Source organism: Tistrella bauzanensis (genome assembly GCF_014636235.1).
Classification (GTDB): Bacteria; Pseudomonadota; Alphaproteobacteria; order Tistrellales; family Tistrellaceae; genus Tistrella; species Tistrella bauzanensis.
On sequence record NZ_BMDZ01000008.1, the window covers coordinates 1 to 17,357 of the forward strand.

Consider the following 17,357-nt stretch of genomic DNA (forward strand, 5'->3'; position numbering starts at 1 on the left):
AGGAGGACGGGCCGCCTCACGCCGTCCCAGGCGACGGTGACGCTCTAAACCAGCCCGCCGCGCTCATTGCGCGACAGCCTCTACAGCAGTCTCGGTTGCGCCATCAAGTACAGCTACTTCGAATGTCGTCTTAGGGGCCTTAAGCTCTACGTCTGCGGGAGAAACGGTAACGGAGCGCCCCGGCGAATACGACGCGACAACCTCATTTAGCTGAGTCGTGATGGCATCAAGCTGTTCTTTGAACTTCTCTTCATAGACTTGCTGTTGCTTGGCACGCGACTCTTCGACAATTTTCGCAATTTCCTCGTCTGCGGCAGCACGATCAACTGAACGCTCAAGAATTCTGCCAATGATGCTCGACTTGCCATCGATCGACTCTTCGCTTGCGCGAAGGTCGGCAGTAACAAGGACGAAGTCGAAGAGGCCGCTCATCTTGCCACCGCTGTTGAAACCAAAGAAGTTGGTTTGCAGTGCTTCAGGAGCATCGATCAATTGATCCGTGTGAGCGGCTTCCCATGCTGTCATTGCCTGTTCAATAGCAGTAGCCGTATTAGCCGATGGCAAACCCAATTCCGGATTATCTGTACGCAGCTTGGAATAAAGTTCTTTCTTGGCAGCAGCACCGCTAGCCGCCTTGATTGCATTGAATTCTGGAAACCCTTTTGCATTAGCGGAGAGAACATCGGAACCGTCTGATGAACGGCGCTTCCATGCAGTGAACGTAACCGCCCCTTCTGGGGTGTACTTTCCAAGCGCCTCTCGATCCTTTTCAGTGAGATCGGCGAATGTGATCTGAACCTCGATATCTTCGTCAATCGCTCCAAAAGAGCAGTCTTTCTCTGTCAGTGAGCCAGGCTTACCGTTGAAGAACCAATCAAGCGCACGAAGCACAGTGGACTTACCAGCCCCGTTCGGCCCGATGAAGGTCGTGACGGAGTCGAAGGGAATCGTAACGTCTTTCAACGTGCGGAAGTTTTTGATGCGGGCGGATTGGATCTTCATTTCGGTTTCAACTCCTTGAACCTGTTATCTGCTTTTTGAGTTCGTCCAGCTCTATTTTCAGCTTCCGCAGTTCGGCATTGATCTCCACCTTGCGATTGAACTGCTTTTCCTTGGCCAGCCGCGCCGTGGTCTTATCCAGCTCGCGCTGCTTGGCTTGTGCCTGTTCAACGCGCGCCACCAGCTCGGCCAGTGTTTCCTGTGGCCGCGCTGACAGCGGGATTAAGCGGTGCAGCAATTGCTCGTACATGCCACCCAGATGCAAGGCCACGGGCATTGCGGTGCGTTCGCTATCCATTGGCAGCCAGTCCGATGCAAAGTAGTCCGAGAGCACCCAGCGGCTGGCGTCGGCTTCGTTCGGGCGCTTGTAGGCGGCAGTCACCTGAGTTCTACCGTCGAAGGTCAGCTCGAACACGATGGGAAACGGGATGGCCCCGTCGATGCAGCGCAGCACATCGGCGTGCAATTCGGCCGTCTTGAGCTGAATGATGAAAATCTGGATTTCCGGTACGCCGTGGCGCGCAGGGAGATGGAGCGTCTCCGGGGCCAGCTTGTACTGCCAGACGATCTGTTCCACCTGTTTGACGAACAGGTCTTTGAGCCGGGTGTTGGCTCCGCTGTGCTCGTAGATCTTGCTCTTGGGCAGAACGCGTCCAAAGGCGGCCTGCTTGGGGTAGGCGATCAGCGCACTCATCCAACCTCCTGAATCACGAGGAAGCTGATGAGTTCGAAGTCGTCCAGGCCGGAGATGGTTCCCGTGAGCGCCGTGGTCTTGCCAACGGTGAACAGGCTGTCCAGATCCCTTTCTTCCTTCACCTCGATCATTGAACGAATGGATTGGCCCAGCAGATCGGAGTAGGACTGCATCTTGCGGCCATCCGATGTTTCCTGATTGAAGCGCTGGCAAGCCTCAATCATGGGCTTGTCCCGCCCTTTGCAGCATGTGCGCGCCAGGTCGAGCAGGCGCTTGACCTCGGTGTGGTCGTGGATCACCTCGCCCTCGCGGTTGATGTAGACGAGGTAGTACGGGTGCAGGCGGTTGTGCTGGTTGAGGTTGACGCCTGAATTGCGATTGCGCAGCGTGAAGATCACCCCTGGGCGCAGCCCCATCTCAGGCTGGGCGGGCACGACGGCGTGCATCCCGTTGGGCACATTGCTCAGTTCGCCGTGGGCCTTGACGTAGTTGAGCAAGTCCATGCGGAAGTCGTTGAGGCCTAGATCGGTGATGGAGACACCGGTCTTCAAATCTTCCAGCTCGATGACTTCCTCCTGCAGGCGGCGCAGTTGCTCCTTGCGGTACGACACGTCGTTGGCTTGTGCGGACAGCACGTTGTCGTCGCCGGTGGCGGTAACGTCGGCGATCATCATCCGGCTCTCGACGCGCTCTTTGAGGTTGATGTACTCGTCGAGCGAAATGTCGGGCCAGTAGTTGACCAACTGGATGCTGGTATTAGGCGAGCCGATGCGATCCACCCGACCAAAGCGCTGGATGATGCGCACCGGGTTCCAGTGAATGTCGTAGTTGATCAGGTAATCGCAGTCTTGCAGGTTCTGGCCTTCGGAAATGCAGTCGGTGCCGATCAGCAGGTCGACTTCGTGCGGCTCGTCCGGCAGCACTACAGCCTTCTCTTTCGAGCGAGGGGAGAACAGGGTGAGCAGTTCCTGGAAGTCGTAGTTGCGCTTGTGTGTGCCGCTCTTGATGGTGGACTGCGGCGCGCCCTTGCCGGTGACCTTGGCGGTTTGGATGGCGTCCCTGGCCAGTAGCTCCGGCGCAAGATTGGCGTACAGGTAATCGGCGGTGTCGGCAAAGGCGGTGAAGATCAGCACCTTCCTGTTGCCGGGGTTGATGGGGTTGTCGATCTTGCCGAGCAGTTGCGCCTTGAGGTGCTGCAACTTGGCGTCGTCCTGCGGGGTGATCTTGTTCATTGAGGCCAGCAGAGCGTCGATAACCTGCAAGTCCACCTTGAGCTCGTGCTCCCAGGATGGCAAGTCCATGTCGGCGAGGCTGATCTTGATCTTCCCGCCGATCTCGCCGCCCTCATCACTGGGCATTGGCAGGTCGTCGTCCTCGGCATCCAGCCCCTCCAGCACTTCCGTAAGGTCACCCACTGTCGCCGCGCCACCGGATTGGTTGAACGCGGCAATTTTGGCCAGCGTCGCTTCGTTGTTGGCGCGCAGCGATTGCAGGGTGAGTCGGAATGACTGTACCGAGCTTTCGAGGCGCTTGAGCAGGTTGACGGTCATCAGGGCCTGCAGGCTCTTTTCGCGGTCAGCTTGGCGCAGCGTGCCTTTGCCGCCAACCTTGGTGTCGTAGATGTCTTCGTACTTTTTCAGGCGGCTGGGCAGGATGTAGCTGATGGGGGCGTACACGGCCAGCTTGAGCAGGGAGAGCTGCTCGAAGATCTCGTTGAAACCCAGCACGTCCGACCGCGCGGTCAATGGGCAGTGGAACGACAGCGGCTTGCGACGTTCGGGAAATTGGCCGATATCCTTGGTGTCGTAGAAGGTCTGGATGTGCTTGCGCGATCGAGCAATGGTGACGCTGTCGAGCAGCTCGAAAAAGTCAAAATCCAGCAAATCAAGGATTGCTCGCGCGGTGCGTTCTTCCGGTGGCAGCTTTGACCATGTGTTGAAGACTGCCTGAGCATTGCGAAAAACTTCTTCCACCGACTTGCTGGTGCGGAGTTTCTTGCTGAGGCTTTCCGAGTCGCCTTCGTAAGCCAGCGCAAGCTGGTTGCGCAGGTCGTTGAAGCGATTGTTGACTGGTGTAGCCGATAGCATCAGCACCTTGGTCTTCACCCCTTCCTGAATGACCTTGCGCATCAGCTTTTGATAGCGCGTTTCCTTGTCCTTGTAGGCGTCGTTGTTACGGAAGTTGTGCGACTCGTCGATGACGACCAGATCGTAGTTGCCCCAGTTGATGCGGTTGAGCGGTGTGCCGAAGGATTCGCCGCTGGTGCGCGAAAGATCCGTGTGACACAGCACGTCGTAGCTGAACCGGTCGCGGGCGAAGATATTGGTCTTGAGGTTGCGGTTGTAGTTGAGCCAGTTGTCGGCCAGCTTCTTGGGGCAAAGTACCAACACGGATTTGTTCCGCAACTCGTAGTACTTGACTACAGCCAGCGCGGTGAAGGTCTTGCCGAGGCCGACGCTGTCGGCCAGGATGCAACCGCTGTAGGTTTCCAGCTTGTTGATGATGCCGGTGGCCGCATCCTTCTGGTAGTTGAAGAGCTTGTTCCAGATCAGCGTGTCCTGATAGCCCGTGCGATCGTTGGGCAACACGTCTTCGTCGATGTCGTCGAGGAACTCGTTGAAGATGTTGTAGAGCATCAGGAAGTAGATGTTCTCGGGCGAGTTCTCCTGATAGACCGAGGCGATGTGCTCGCAGATCTGCTCAGTCACGTCCTCCAGTTTTTCGGAGTCGTTCCAAATCTGGTCGAACAGACTGAGGTAGGTGGCAGAAAAGGGGGCCTCGTCCATCTTGTTGACAAGGTTGGACACCGCATTGCCTTGCTGGTAGCCGAGATCGACAGCGGTGAAGCCATGCAGGGGCATGTACGCCGTGTCGGTGCCGCCAGCCCACACGCAGGCGAATTGCTGCATGGGCGCTTTAGTACGGTTGCTGCGAAACGAGGCCTTGCGCCGTATCCAGTCGGCACATTCCTTGGCCACTGCCCGCTGGGTGAGCTTGTTGCGAAGCTGGATTTCAAACTCGCTGCCGTAGAGGCTGCGCTCGCGGTCGAGTTTGGGTATGTGGAACTCCTTGCGTTCCTTGCGAATTTTGTCGGTGACCTCGTTGGCCACAAAGGTGGGCGAGGTGAAGATGAAGTTCAGCTCGTCGATCTTTTCCAACTCGGCTTTCAGCGCCTCGAAGGCGTACATCGAAAAGCACGAGGCTGCGATCTTCAGGCGCGCGCCGGGCCTGAGGGTCTGCTTGAGATCGTCGCCCAGCAAGCGGCTGATGTTGTCGATCAGTTCCATCGTGCTCCCCTTACGCTCGCTTGATCCATTTCGCGCCTCGCCCCTTGCCCGTTGATTCGATCAACCCCTCTGATTTCATTGCCCGCAGCACCAATCGCACCATGTCCCGGCTCACGCCTGGGCAGGCTTCTTCGATATCGGAAATAGAAAACGGTAAGGTGCGTCCCTGGACTTCCGCGCGCACGCGGTCACCTTTGCTGCCGCGGCCACGCTCGATGGTGCCGACACGCTCCTCGAACTCACGGTAGGCCCGCAACAAGGCGCCCCAGAAGTAGTCGAGCCAGGGTTTGACGTCGTGCTGCCCCTGGTGCCAACCCCGCGAGCTGGCTTCCAGCGTTTCGTAATAGCCTTCCTTGGTATCTTCGAAGATGCGTTCCAAACTGATGTAGCGACCCACGGCATAGTCGAAGTGGTAGAGCAGCAGCAAGGTCAACAAGCGGGACATGCGACCGTTGCCGTCCGGGAAAGGGTGGATGCACAGCAAGTCGAGCATCGCCAGCGGCACCAGTACCAGCGGGTCGGCCAGGTGCTGATCCAGCGCGGTGGCGTAGCGCCCGGTCAGATCGGACATGGCCATGGGCGTGAGGTGCGCAGCGACTGGCTGGAAGCGCAGACGCGAAGTGCCATCCGGGTGACGCTCGATGATGTCGTTGTTGGTAGCCTTCCAGCGCCCGCCCGCCTGCGGCATATAGCGGTACAGCAGGGTGTGCAGTTGCAGTACCACGCCCTCGCTGAAGGGCATGTGCGCGGCCGATTCGTGGATCAGCGCCAGGGCGTCACGGTAGCCGGCGATCTCCTGTTCGGAACGACTCTTTGGCGTTGCGTTGCGGATGACCAGAGACTTCAGCCGCGAGGGTGCGACGACAACGCCTTCCAGGCGGTTGGATGACTCGGTGGATTCGACTACCGCGATCTGGCGTAGCCCTTTGAGGGCTTCGGGCGACTGCGCGGCGTAGAGTTGCTGCTTGCCCTGGTACTCGCCCAGTGTGCGCAACGTGGCGGCCTGGGTGCCATCGAAGCGAAGCGCGGCGAGGTACTCGGGTGTGAGCGAGTGCATGGAAATGTAAGCCCAGGATGTCTAAATGGGGTAATCATAGATGTTAAATGGGGTATTTTCTATAGAAATGCCTCATTATCAGTGTTTGACTACCCCATTTCCTGAACATTGGACCGGTCGCGAGGAGCTGGCATGGCTGACCGGGGAGGAAATGGGTGACATGAATCCAAAAAAACGGGGCAATAAATTAAAAATTGCCCCATTTATTTCATTGCCTACCCATTACAAGCGCCCAGCCTTCGGCAAAGGCAAAAGCAAAGGCAAAGGCAAAGGCAAGGGAATGGCACTCAAAGGGATAACGGCCCTATCCAGAAAAGGAAAAGACAGCCCTGTCCATTCGTTCTGCAACATCCAGCCAACTCTTCTCTATGCTGTGCCGCTGCCCTCCGCAGCACTCAGATAGTCCGCCCAGTCCTGCAACAGCGTCCTTCTCTGATCCAGCAGCAACGCCTTGTTGTACGTGGCCCGCACCTTGTTGCTTTCCACGTGAGCAAGCTGCCGCTCAATCGCATCAGGCCGGTATCCATTCTCATTCGCCCAAGTTGAAAAGGTCGTCCGCCAGCAATGCGGCGTCGTACCCCGGCCCAGGTTCATGTCGCGCATCGCGTAGGTGAGCCGATTGGGCGTAGTGAAGCCCTTTCCGCTCCGGTGCGGAAACAGATAGCGCCCGCCGCACGTGATGTGCTGCAAGTCTTTCAGCACCGCGATGGCCTGCGTGGACAACGGACTGACATGGTCACGCCGCGCCTTCATCTTCGCCGCAGGCCGACGCCACAGTGCATCCTCAAAGTCGAACTCGTCCCACTCGGCATCCGCCGCTTCCCCTGGACGGCAGGCGGTCAGGGCAATCAACCGCAGACACAAAGAGGTTTCCGGATAGCCCCGGTAGCCGCGCAACTCCTGGTAGAACCTCTGGATTTGCTCTCGCGTCATCGCCGCCTTGCTCTCGCTGAACGGCACGCGCAGCAGCCCACGGAGACTGGGAATTGGATTTGCCTCGACCAGCCCCCGCACCACCGCAAACTCAAAGATCGCCGAAAGATCACCTTTGACATGGATGGCCGCCCACGCGCCGTGGGCCTTGCATTCCTCCAGCAGCGGGCGAATCTGCTTCACGCCAATGTCGCTCATCGGCATCCCGTCGAATTTGGGCGACAGGTACTTCCTGATGCGGGATTCTTTCGTTCGGTAGGAGCTGAGCGCAAAGACTGGCTTGATCTCGGCCAGGTACGCCTGCGCCACCTTGGCGAACGAGCTTTCCTTTGCGCGCTTGCGTTCCTCCAGCACTTCCAAGTTGCGCTGCCTGACCTGCTGCCGCTCATGGGCAGGATGGATGCCTTGCTTGACCAAGGCACGCGCTTTCTCTCGGGCCGCACGCGCCTCCGCAAGGCTTACTTGAGGAAAGCCGCCGATAGCAAAGAGGTTCTCCTTGCCTTGCAGGCGGTACTTCCACCGCCAGAGCTTGCCGCCGGTGGGCTTGACCAGCAGGAACAAGCCCCCGCCGTCTGAAAGTTTCCAGTCTCGATCAGTCGATTTGGCCGACCTGACCTTGAGGTCGGTGAGTAGATTCTCGGGCATCGTTGGACTCCACTGCGGGGAGATGTACCCCCACGGTTGAACACGAGTACCCCCAACGCTACCCCCGAATTTTCTGGACCTCGATGAACAATAGGAACGCTCAGCAGACCGTATTGTTTACGCAACCCATTGATTTCAAATGAGCTAATCCGTCCACCAAGCGCTACTGTGCGCCATCGAGATCCAGCAAAAATCGTCAGACGTTGAACAGGAAGTGGAAGACGTCGCCGTCGCGGACCACGTATTCCTTGCCTTCCATGCGCAGCTTGCCGGCGGCGCGGGCTTCGCTTTCACCACCGCAGGTGATGTAGTCGTCGTAGGCGATGGTTTCGGCGCGGATGAAGCCGCGCTCGAAATCGGTATGGATGGCGCCGGCGGCCTGGGGGGCGGTGGCGCCCTTGCGGACCGTCCAGGCGCGGGCCTCCTTGGGGCCGACCGTGAAGAAGGTCAGCAGCTCAAGCAGGCTGTATCCGGCGCGGATGACCCGGGTGAGGCCGGTTTCCTCAAGCCCCAGCGCTTCCAGGAAATCACGCTTCTCGGCTTCGTCCGAGAGCATGGCGACCTCGCTCTCGATCTTGGCCGAAACCACCACCGCGGCGGCACCCTCGGCTTCGGCGCGGGCGAAGACCCGGGCCGACAGGTCATTGCCGTCGGCGGCGGCGCCCTCGTCGACATTGCAGACATAGAGCACGGGCTTGGCGGTCAGCAACTGCAGTAGCTGGAAGGCGCGGCGTTCCTCGGCATCGATCTTCACGGTCCGGGCGGGGCGGCCGGCCTGAAGGGCGGTCAGCACCCGGCCCATCAGCTCCACCTGGGCCTTGGCGTCCTTATCGCCGCCCTTTGCCCGCTTCTCGATGCCGGCCATGCGCTTCTCAAGGCTCTCAAGATCGGCCAGCATCAGCTCGGTCTCGATGGTCTCGGCATCGCGTAAGGGGTCGACGCCACCCTCGACATGGGTGATGTCGTCATCCTCGAAGCAGCGCAACACATGGGCGATGGCGTCGACTTCGCGGATATGGGCCAGGAACTGGTTGCCCAGACCCTCGCCCCGGCTGGCGCCGCGCACCAGACCCGCGATGTCGACGAAGTCGAGCTGGGTGGGGATGATCTGCTTCGATCCCGCAGCCGCGGCCAGCTTGTCGAGGCGCGGATCGGGCACCATCACCCGGCCGGAATTCGGCTCGATGGTGCAGAACGGATAGTTGGCAGCCTCGGCCGCGGCCGTGCTGGTGAGCGCATTGAACAGGGTCGACTTGCCGATATTCGGCATGCCGACGATGCCGCACTTGAAGCCCATGGGATCACTCCTCGGCGCCGGTGCCGCCCACAGGGTTCGTCCCCGCAGCGTCCGGCTTCGCAGGCCTTGGCGGCCGTGGTGGCTTGGGCGGACGCACGGCGTCCGCGACCTTGCTCATGAAATCGCTTGCGGCACCTGAGAGCAGCAACGGCACATGCGCCGCCACCGCGTCGATCAGGTCGCGCAGCCAGGCCTGATCGGCCTTGGCGAAGTCGCTCAACACCCAGCCATGGACGCGGGCCTTGTCGCCCGGATGACCGATGCCCAGGCGCACGCGCACGAAATCGGCGCCCAGATGGGCGGTGATGTCGCGCAGCCCGTTATGGCCGGCATGGCCGCCGCCGGTCTTGATCCGTAGCTTCGATGGCGCCAGGTCCAGTTCGTCGTGGAACACGATGATCCGGGCGGGCGGGATCTTGTGGAAGCGGGCCGCCTCGGCGACCGAACGGCCGCTGGCATTCATATAGGTGAGCGGTTTCAGCAGGATGACGCGTTCATCGCCGATCCGGCCTTCCGATATCTCGCCCTGGAACTTCCGCCGCCAGGGCGGAAGCCCATGGCGGCGGACGATCTCGTCCACCGCCATGAAGCCGATATTGTGGCGATGGCCGGCATATTCGGGGCCGGGATTGCCCAGACCGACCAGCAACCACATGACCGGTCAGGCCTCGCTGCCGCCTTCGGCCGCGTCTTCCTCATCAGCCAGACCCGCGGGGGCCGCGATGGTGGCGATGGTGAAGTCACGGTCGGTGATCGCGGGGCGGACACCCTTGGGCAGTTCCACGGCGCTGATGTGGATGCTGTCGCCGATTTCGGCGGCCGCCAGATCGACCGTGATCGACTGCGGGATGGCGTCGGGGGCGCAGATCATCTCGATCTCGTGGCGCACGACGTTCAGCACGCCGCCCTTCTTCACGCCGGGGCAGGTCGCCTCGTTCAGGAAGTGGACAGCGACGTCGACGCGGACTTCCTGATCGCCCGACAGGCGCAGCAGGTCGACATGCAGCGGCATGTCGGTCACCGGATGGAGCTGCACGTCGCGGGCGAGAACGCGGACGCTGTCGTCACCGATCTTCACCTCCAGCACGGTCGACAGGAAGTCAGCGGTGCGGCTGTGAAGCAGGTTGAACTCGCGGGCGTTGAACGAGATCATCGTGGCCGGCTGCTTGCCGCCATAGATGACACCGGGAACGAGGCCGTCGCGGCGGGCCTGACGCGCGGCCCCCTTACCGCCGCGGTCACGCACCGTCGCGTTCAGCACGGGCTGGGTGGTCATGATGGTATGCTCCTGCATGTGCCGGCGGTTCACGATCAGAAACACGCCGACGGTTGATGCCCGGTCGCTGACGGGTTGGTCCGGAAAAGCGGCAGGGCGGGCCTCCAGGGGTGCCCGCCCTTTTGAACGCTTGTGATCCGGGATGTCAGTCGAACAGGCTGGACACGGAACTTTCATCGGCAATCCGGCGCATCGCCTCGCCGATCAGCGGCGCGATGGTCAGGCTGCGAATATTGCGGGAGACGCGCATCGCCTCGGTGGCGGCGATCGAGTCGGTGACGATCAGTTCCTCCAGCGCCGACGAGGTGACGCGGGCAACCGCACCGCCCGACAGCACGCCGTGGCTGACATAGGCCTTCACCGATCGGGCGCCATTGGCCATCAGGGCGGCGGCGGCGTTGCACAGCGTGCCGGCGCTGTCGACGATGTCGTCGATCAGGATACAGTCGCGATCCTCGACATCACCGATGATGTTCATCACCTCGGACACACCGGCGCGTTCGCGCCGCTTGTCGACGATGGCGAGATCGGCATCGATGCGCTTGGCGACCGCGCGGGCCCGGACCACACCGCCCACATCGGGCGAGATGACCATCAGGCTGCGACCGCTCGACGTTTCCTGAATGTCGCGCACGATCACCGGTGCTGCATACAGGTTATCGACCGGAATGTCGAAGAAACCCTGGATCTGGCCGGCATGCAGGTCCAGCGTCAGCACCCGGTCGGCGCCGGCGGTGGTGATCAGGTTGGCGACCAGCTTGGCCGAAATCGGTGTGCGCGGGCCGGGCTTGCGGTCCTGGCGGGCATAGCCGAAATAGGGAATGACGGCGGTGATGCGGCGGGCGGAAGCGCGCTTCAGCGCATCCAGCGTCACCAGCAGTTCCATCAGATTGTCGTTGGCGGGGTGGCTCGTCGACTGGATGACGAACACGTCCTCGCCGCGGACGTTTTCAAGGATCTCGACGAACACTTCCATATCCGAAAACCGGCGGATGTTCGCCTTGGTCAGCGGAAGGTTGAGAAACGTCGCGATCGCTTCGGCCAGTGGCCGGTTGCTGTTGCAAGCGATAACCTTCATCGACACTGCCCCGCGATGATCTGTCCGACTGCCGGATGATGAGGTGATGGACGCACGCCACCCGCGGGATCGGCTCCCGAGGCTTCGATGCCGTAGGTTGACTCAACCATAGGTCGCGTCGACCGTCCGTGCGAACTGTGCGAGAAAAGGTCAGGGGCCGCAAGACGTTGTTGCGGGCCCGCCCGACCTGTCGACGCGGGCGCAAAATAGCAAGGCGTCTCGAAGCTGTAAACATGCAGGCGGCGAAGACCGACCGTCCGCACCACGCATGGCACGGCGGTGCATGGCCCAGGGGCAACACCCGAAGGCTTTCGAACGTGGGATCAGCCGTCGATCGGGGCGATATGCCAGTCCGGATCGGGATGCCAGTCCGGATCGGGAGGTCAGTCCGGATCGGGCAGGCTGACATAGATCAGCACGCCCAGAATGGTCATATAGAAGCGGAAGGCCGCCTCCTGGCCGTTCCAGACGCTGGACTGCCACATGGCGAACCATTCGCCGCCGACAACCATGAAGCCCACGAACCAGACCAGAAACCCCGTCGCGGCACCGTAATGGACCAGCCGCTTGGCCCGCGCGAAGCCGGATGCGGGTGCCGAGAGCGTGCGGAACATGGCGACCGCCGCCGCCAGGAACAGGACACCGGTCACCCCCTCGCCGGCGATGATCAGCCAGTATCCGACATGCCACAGGGTCGGATCGGTGATCGCACGCCACAGCAGGGCATTGTCGGGGAAGGTATCGTCCATCGACAGCACATGCGTGACGAAGGCGAAGTTCGACCCGTAATCGGTGATGTTGTTGACCGTGACGAGGATGGCGAAGGCGGCGAGCCCCAGAACCATCAGGGTCTTGGCGATGCGTGGTGCCAGCATGCCCGTGCTCCAGACCGATGCGGTGCCCGATCCCGCGCCGGCGCGGGCGGCCATCACATCATGATACAGCTTGCCATCATGCCCAGAACCAGCAGCAGCGTGAAGATGATCAGATGGGGCATGGCGATGGCATCCTCGGCGGGCAGTGCGGCGGGGTCGTGGCGATCATGCCGCCAGAAGCTTGAAATGATCCACATCGACCAGCCCGAAATCGGTGATCTTGAGATGCGGGATCACCGGCAGTGGCAGGAAGGCGAGCTGCAGGAAGGGTTCCGCCAGGCGGCAGCCCAGTGCGCGGGCGGCATGGCGCAGTTCGATCAGCCGGTCGTGGACATGGGCGGCGTCGCGGTCGCTCATCAGGCCGGCGACCGGCAGGGCCAGTTCGGCCAGAACCCGGCCGTCACGGACCACCACGAAGCCGCCGCCAAGCGTGATCAGCCGGTTCACCGCCACCGCCATGTCGGCATCACAGGCCCCCACCACGCAGAGATTATGGCTGTCATGGCCGACCGACGATGCGATGGCCCCGGCGGGGAAGCCGAAGCCCTTCACGAAGCCGCGCCCGACATTGCGGTTGCTGCCATGGCGGGCCAGCACCGCCACCTTCAGCGCATCCTGGGACGGATCGGCGCGGCGTTCGCCCTGAACATAGGGCAGGGTCAGGGTCAGATGATCGGTGATCAGACTGCCGGGGCGGATGCCGATCACCGGCGCGCCCGGCCCGACGGCGGGCATGCGGAAGATGTCGGACGTGACGGCCGGCAGCTTCACCGACCCGAACCCCACCTGCGCCGGCATGCCGGCATGATCGAAGATGCCCTCGTCCACCACCCGGCCGTCGCGGATGACGGTGGCGACGGCGCAGGTCTCAAGGTCGTCCAGCACCACCAGATCGGCACGCCGTCCAGGGGCGACCAGGCCGCGATCCTTCAGCCCGAAACCCTGGGCCGCCGACCAGGTGGCGGCGCGATAGACGGCCCCCACCGGCGCCCCGGCCCGGATCGCCGCCCGGATCAGGTGATCCATATGGCCTTCCTCGGCGATGTCGAGCGGGTTGCGGTCGTCGGTGCAGAAGGCGAAGAACGGCGAATTGCGCCAGTCGAGCAGCGGCGCCAGCGTCGCCACATCCTTCGACACGCTGCCATCGCGGATCAGCACCTGCATGCCCTTGCCGATCTTCTCCAGCGCCTCGGCGCGTTCGGTGCATTCATGGCAGTTGCGGATGCCGCAGGCCAGATAGGCATCCAGCTCGCGCCCCGACAGCAGCGGCGAATGGCCGTCGATATGGGCACCGTCGAAGGCGGCCAGCTTGTCGAGCACCTCGTCATCGAGATTGAGCACGCCCGGCACGTTCATGAACTCGGCCAGCCCGATCACCGAGGGATGGTCGCGAAAGGCCACAAGATCGTCGGCGGTCAGCCGGGCGCCGGCGGTCTCAAGCGCCGTCGACGGCACGCAGGACGACAATTGCACCCGCAGATCCATGGCGGTATGGCGGCTCGATTCCAGAAAGAACTCAAGCCCGGGCACGCCCAGCACGTTGCAGATCTCGTGCGGATCGGAAATCGCGGTGGTCGTGCCGCGCGTCAGCGCCAGCCGGTCGAATTCGGCCGGGGTCACCAGGGTGCTTTCCACATGGACATGGGTATCGATGAAGCCCGGCACCACCACGCGGTTGCGGGCGTCCACCTCGACCCGGCCACGATAGCCAGGGCCGACACCAACGATATGGTCGCCGCAGATCGCGACATCGGCGAGGTCGAGCGCGCCGGTCGCCAGATTGAGCACCCGGCCGCCGCGCACCACCAGATCGGCGGCATCGCGGCCCAGCGCCTGATCGATGCGGCGCTTCAGGGTGGCTTTGGCGCGGTCGCGGCTGGCGGCGCTGGTCATGCGGGTGTCTCCGGGGGCGGGTGGCCGGGCGGTGTTCTTGGCCTCTTGCCTGATGTGGTGGCTGGGCGATGCAGCGGCAAGCATGCGGGGGTGGGCGATGCTAGGCCAGAAGCGTGATCGCCGAGACCTGGCGGCCGTAATCGGGCTCGCCGCGATGGGTGGTGCGGCGATACGAGAACAGGGTCGCCTCGTTGACATAGGTGTCGATACCAAGCGACGCGGCGGTGATACCGCTCTGCCGCAGCCGGTCGAGCAGATAGCCGGGCAGATCGAACTGCAACCGGTCGGCGCGGCCGGGGGTGAAGAAGCCGGCGGCGGCGGGATCGGCGGCGATCGCGGCGGCGCGTAATTCCGGCCCCACCTCATAGCTGGCGGCGGCGATGCACGGACCGATGACCGCACGGATCAACGCGCGGCGGGCGCCGGCCGCTTCCATGGCCGCGATCACGGCATCGGTGACGCCCCCCACGGCGCCCTTCCAGCCGGCATGGGCGGCACCGATCACCCGCGCCTCGGGATCGGCGAACAGGACCGGCGCGCAATCGGCGGCAAGCGCGCCCAGAACCACGCCCGGGCGGGTTGCGATCATGCCATCGGCCTGCGGCCTGCTGGTGGCGCCGTGACCTGCTTCCGGATAGAGGGTGAAACCATGGCCATCCACCGTGACCACCGCCTGGCCATGGACCTGATGATTGGTGATCAGCGGCGCAGCACCACCAGCGGTGAGGGCGGTGGCGACCCGGGCGCGATTGGTGGCCACGGCCATGGCCTCGTCATCGCTGCCCGGCCCGCAATTCAAACTGGCATGGATGCCGGCCGAGACGCCGCCCCGGCGACCGAAGAAGCCGTGGGCGATGCCGGGCAGGTCGAGCAGGGGATGGCGGTCATGCGGCGGTGGGTTCGGGGCGGTCATGACGGCGAGATCCTTCACGCGGGGAACACATAAGTCATGGGGCGGCGCCCGGCGGAGGCGGTGATCAGGCGTCGTCGAAGCCGGGCACGGGCGCAAAGCCGGGGGGCGGGGTCGTGGCCGGGGTCAATGCCAGCACCTTGAACAGCGTGCCCATCTGGTCGGGCGCCGTCAGCCGGCGCAAGGCGGTGGCGATGGCGGCCCGCGCCGTGCCGTCGGGTGCGGCGCGGGCCAGCCGTTCGGCCCTGGCGCCGATGCCCAGCCGGCCAAGGAAGCGGCCCTGACCGACCGGGCCATGGGCGATGGCGCCGGCGGCGGTGGCGGCAGCCGCCAGCCGTTCGAAATCGACATGCACGGTCAGATCGGCCAGTCCCGGCCCGATCAGCGGATCGGCATGGGCATGGGCGCGCATTGCCTGGAAGGTGTCGCCGGGGGCGCTAAGGCCGTGGCCGTAATCGACGATCAGCGCGGCCCCGCCATTGGCGGCGATCCGCGCCGCCACCCGGCCGGCAATGGCGATGGCGGCCGGCTGAACCTCGGCCAGACTGCCGGGCGGCACGGCCGCCAGCGGTGCGCCGGCGATCCGCTGGGTCAACAACTGCGCCGTGGGGCTTGGATCGGGCGACAGGCCATAGCGGAAATGGCCGGGGCGATCGGGATCGAGGTCGATCATCCGTTCCGACCACAGGCCGTCGGGGCGACGGACCAGTTGCTGCACCGGCAGGGCATCGAAGAACTCATTGGCGATCAGCAGCACCGGCCGGTCGGCGGGCAGGTCGTCGATGTCGTCATGCCAGGTGACCGGCCGCGGCAGACCGCATCGCGACAGCATCGCCGCCTGCGCCGCTTTCAGCCGCGGGCTCTGTTCCACCAGGTGCACGTCGGCCATGTCGAGCAGGCCGGGCAGCATACGCATGGCGCGGAGACTGTCGGCCATCAGCGTGCCGCGGCCGGGGCCGAGTTCAACCAGCAGCGGCCGTGCCGGCCGGCCGGCCTCGTCCCAGGCCACGGCCAGCCACAGCCCGACCAGCTCGCCGAACATCTGGCTGATTTCAGGCGCGGTGACGAAATCGCCGCCGGCGCCGAACGGCTCGCGGGCGGTGTAATAGCCATGGACGGGATGGCCCAGCGCCAGGGCCATGTAGCTGCCGACCATCATCGGCCCGTCATGGGCGATACGGCCGGCGATGATGCGGCCGATCGGTGTATCGGCCGGCAGGGGCGCGCCGGGGGTGTCGGATGGCTGCGGGGCGGGATCTCCGGTGGGGGCCATGAGGGTCAGCCCGCCCGGCGGCCGGTGCCGGCGCCGGTGTCGCGGCCACGGGCCTGCAGCACCAGATAGACCCCGATCAGGAACATCGGCAGCGACAGAAGCTGGCCCATGGTCAGCCCGGCGGCCAGGAAGCCCAGGAAGGCGTCGGGCATGCGGAACAGCTCGGCGATGGACCGGGTGATCGCATAGCCGATCAGGAAGATGCCGGCCAGAAGCCCCGGCCGCGCCCAGGTCGACGGCTTGCGGGCGATGACCCACAGCACCGCGAACAGCAGCGCGCCTTCCAGCAGGGCTTCATAGATCTGGCTGGGATGACGCGGTTCCGGGCCGCCCATCGGAAAGATGATCCCCCAGGGCAGATCGGTGGGCCGGCCCCACAACTCGCCATTGATGAAATTGGCGATGCGGCCGAAGAACAGGCCGATCGGCGCCGCCGCCGCCACCAGATCGCCCACCGTCAACGGTGCCACACCCTTGGCGCGGGCGAAGAGATACATCGACACGGCAACACCCAGCAGCCCGCCATGGAAGGACATGCCGCCCTTCCAGACCATCGGGATTTCAAGCAGGTGATCGACATAGTAATCGGGCCGGTAGAACAGGACATACCCGAAGCGCCCGCCCAGGATCACACCGAAGGTGACCCAGACCAGCAGATCGTCGATGGCGCGTTCGTCCAGGCCCAGCGGATGGCGCCGGGCCAGCGCGACCACATACCGCCAGCCCAGCAGCAGGCCCGCGATATAGGCAAGCGCGTACCAGCGGATCGCGATCGGGCCGATGGCGATGGCCACCGGGTCGATATCGGGGAAGGGCAGGCCGGTCATCGGCAGCGGGCCTCATCAGAACAGGGCAGGGCGGGAGATTGCGGGGCAGCGTGAACGCAGCGTGGATGCGGGGCAGGACGGGCGTGGACGGTGCGACGAGCCCCGGGCTGGCCGGCAGTCTACGAGCGGGCGGGACGCCGCTCAAGCGCCGCCGGCCGGGACGGATCATCGCCTGGCCACCCACCATATATGCAGGATGCGCCAGCCAATGTGACACTGTTAACGATCTGGCAGGCATGTTATGCATCCGGCTTGTCATGCGGCCGTGCATGAACAGTCCGTTTCCGTCATGCACACTTGCCAACATGGTCCT

The 17,357-nt window shown here is 63.4% G+C and carries 15 protein-coding genes and 1 pseudogene; 1 reads left to right on the forward strand and 15 read right to left on the reverse strand.

Annotated elements, in window-relative coordinates:
* Positions 1-78: 78 nt before the first annotated feature.
* The 4 genes and pseudogenes from IEW15_RS05270 to IEW15_RS05285 form a co-directional block, all read right to left on the reverse strand.
* Positions 79-1,002: pseudogene (locus tag IEW15_RS05270) on the reverse strand (ATP-dependent nuclease); the annotation flags it as partial.
* A gap of 7 nt (positions 1,003-1,009) precedes the next feature.
* Positions 1,010-1,693 (reverse strand): DUF4391 domain-containing protein, encoded by a 684-nt coding sequence (locus tag IEW15_RS05275; RefSeq protein WP_188575676.1) that lies wholly within the window; start codon positions 1,691-1,693, stop codon positions 1,010-1,012.
* The gene (locus tag IEW15_RS05280; protein ID WP_188575678.1) at positions 1,690-4,980 is read right to left on the reverse strand and encodes a helicase-related protein; all 3,291 of its coding nucleotides are present in this window, start codon (positions 4,978-4,980) and stop codon (positions 1,690-1,692) included. The genes IEW15_RS05275 and IEW15_RS05280 overlap by 4 nt, the downstream gene beginning before the upstream one ends.
* 10 nt (positions 4,981-4,990) lie before the next feature.
* A complete protein-coding gene (locus IEW15_RS05285; protein WP_003146062.1) occupies positions 4,991-6,037 on the reverse strand; it encodes a Fic family protein in 1,047 nt (348 codons plus the stop codon).
* A 40-nt stretch (positions 6,038-6,077) separates the two neighbouring features.
* Between IEW15_RS05285 and IEW15_RS05290 the strand changes: the two genes are divergently transcribed.
* On the forward strand, positions 6,078-6,440 hold the full coding sequence (locus tag IEW15_RS05290) for a hypothetical protein (protein WP_188575680.1): 363 nt from the start codon (positions 6,078-6,080) through the stop codon (positions 6,438-6,440).
* Here the strand turns inward: IEW15_RS05290 and IEW15_RS05295 are convergent.
* The 11 genes from IEW15_RS05295 to lgt all read right to left on the reverse strand — a co-directional run bounded on the left by IEW15_RS05295 (position 6,404) and on the right by lgt (position 17,044).
* Entirely contained in the window at positions 6,404-7,615 is a 1,212-nt protein-coding gene (locus IEW15_RS05295) for a tyrosine-type recombinase/integrase (RefSeq protein ID WP_188575681.1), read from the reverse strand. The genes IEW15_RS05290 and IEW15_RS05295 overlap by 37 nt on opposite strands.
* A gap of 196 nt (positions 7,616-7,811) precedes the next feature.
* Positions 7,812-8,912, reverse strand: coding sequence for a redox-regulated ATPase YchF (ychF, locus tag IEW15_RS05300; RefSeq protein WP_188575683.1), 1,101 nt, complete (start codon positions 8,910-8,912; stop codon positions 7,812-7,814).
* 4 nt (positions 8,913-8,916) lie between these two features.
* Entirely contained in the window at positions 8,917-9,567 is a 651-nt protein-coding gene (gene pth, locus IEW15_RS05305; protein ID WP_188575685.1) for an aminoacyl-tRNA hydrolase, read from the reverse strand.
* A 6-nt stretch (positions 9,568-9,573) separates the two neighbouring features.
* Complete coding sequence (locus IEW15_RS05310) at positions 9,574-10,188, reverse strand: 50S ribosomal protein L25/general stress protein Ctc (protein WP_188575687.1); 615 nt, start codon at positions 10,186-10,188, stop codon at positions 9,574-9,576.
* Between the two features lie 145 nt (positions 10,189-10,333).
* Entirely contained in the window at positions 10,334-11,266 is a 933-nt protein-coding gene (locus IEW15_RS05315) for a ribose-phosphate pyrophosphokinase (RefSeq protein ID WP_188575689.1), read from the reverse strand.
* A gap of 383 nt (positions 11,267-11,649) precedes the next feature.
* Complete coding sequence (locus tag IEW15_RS05320; RefSeq protein WP_188575832.1) at positions 11,650-12,138, reverse strand: DUF2165 family protein; 489 nt, start codon at positions 12,136-12,138, stop codon at positions 11,650-11,652.
* Positions 12,139-12,194: 56 nt separating this feature from the next.
* The gene (locus IEW15_RS05325; protein ID WP_188575691.1) at positions 12,195-12,338 is read right to left on the reverse strand and encodes a hypothetical protein; all 144 of its coding nucleotides are present in this window, start codon (positions 12,336-12,338) and stop codon (positions 12,195-12,197) included.
* Entirely contained in the window at positions 12,307-14,034 is a 1,728-nt protein-coding gene (gene ade / locus IEW15_RS05330; protein ID WP_188575693.1) for an adenine deaminase, read from the reverse strand. Before ade ends, IEW15_RS05325 begins: the two co-directional genes overlap by 32 nt.
* A 100-nt stretch (positions 14,035-14,134) precedes the next feature.
* Positions 14,135-14,947, reverse strand: a complete 813-nt coding sequence (pgeF, locus tag IEW15_RS05335) for a peptidoglycan editing factor PgeF (protein WP_188575695.1) — start codon at positions 14,945-14,947, stop codon at positions 14,135-14,137.
* 64 nt (positions 14,948-15,011) lie between these two features.
* Complete coding sequence (locus IEW15_RS05340; protein ID WP_188575698.1) at positions 15,012-16,217, reverse strand: class I SAM-dependent methyltransferase; 1,206 nt, start codon at positions 16,215-16,217, stop codon at positions 15,012-15,014.
* Positions 16,218-16,222: 5 nt separating this feature from the next.
* The gene (gene lgt, locus IEW15_RS05345) at positions 16,223-17,044 is read right to left on the reverse strand and encodes a prolipoprotein diacylglyceryl transferase (RefSeq protein WP_188575700.1); all 822 of its coding nucleotides are present in this window, start codon (positions 17,042-17,044) and stop codon (positions 16,223-16,225) included.
* Positions 17,045-17,357 lie beyond the last annotated feature (313 nt).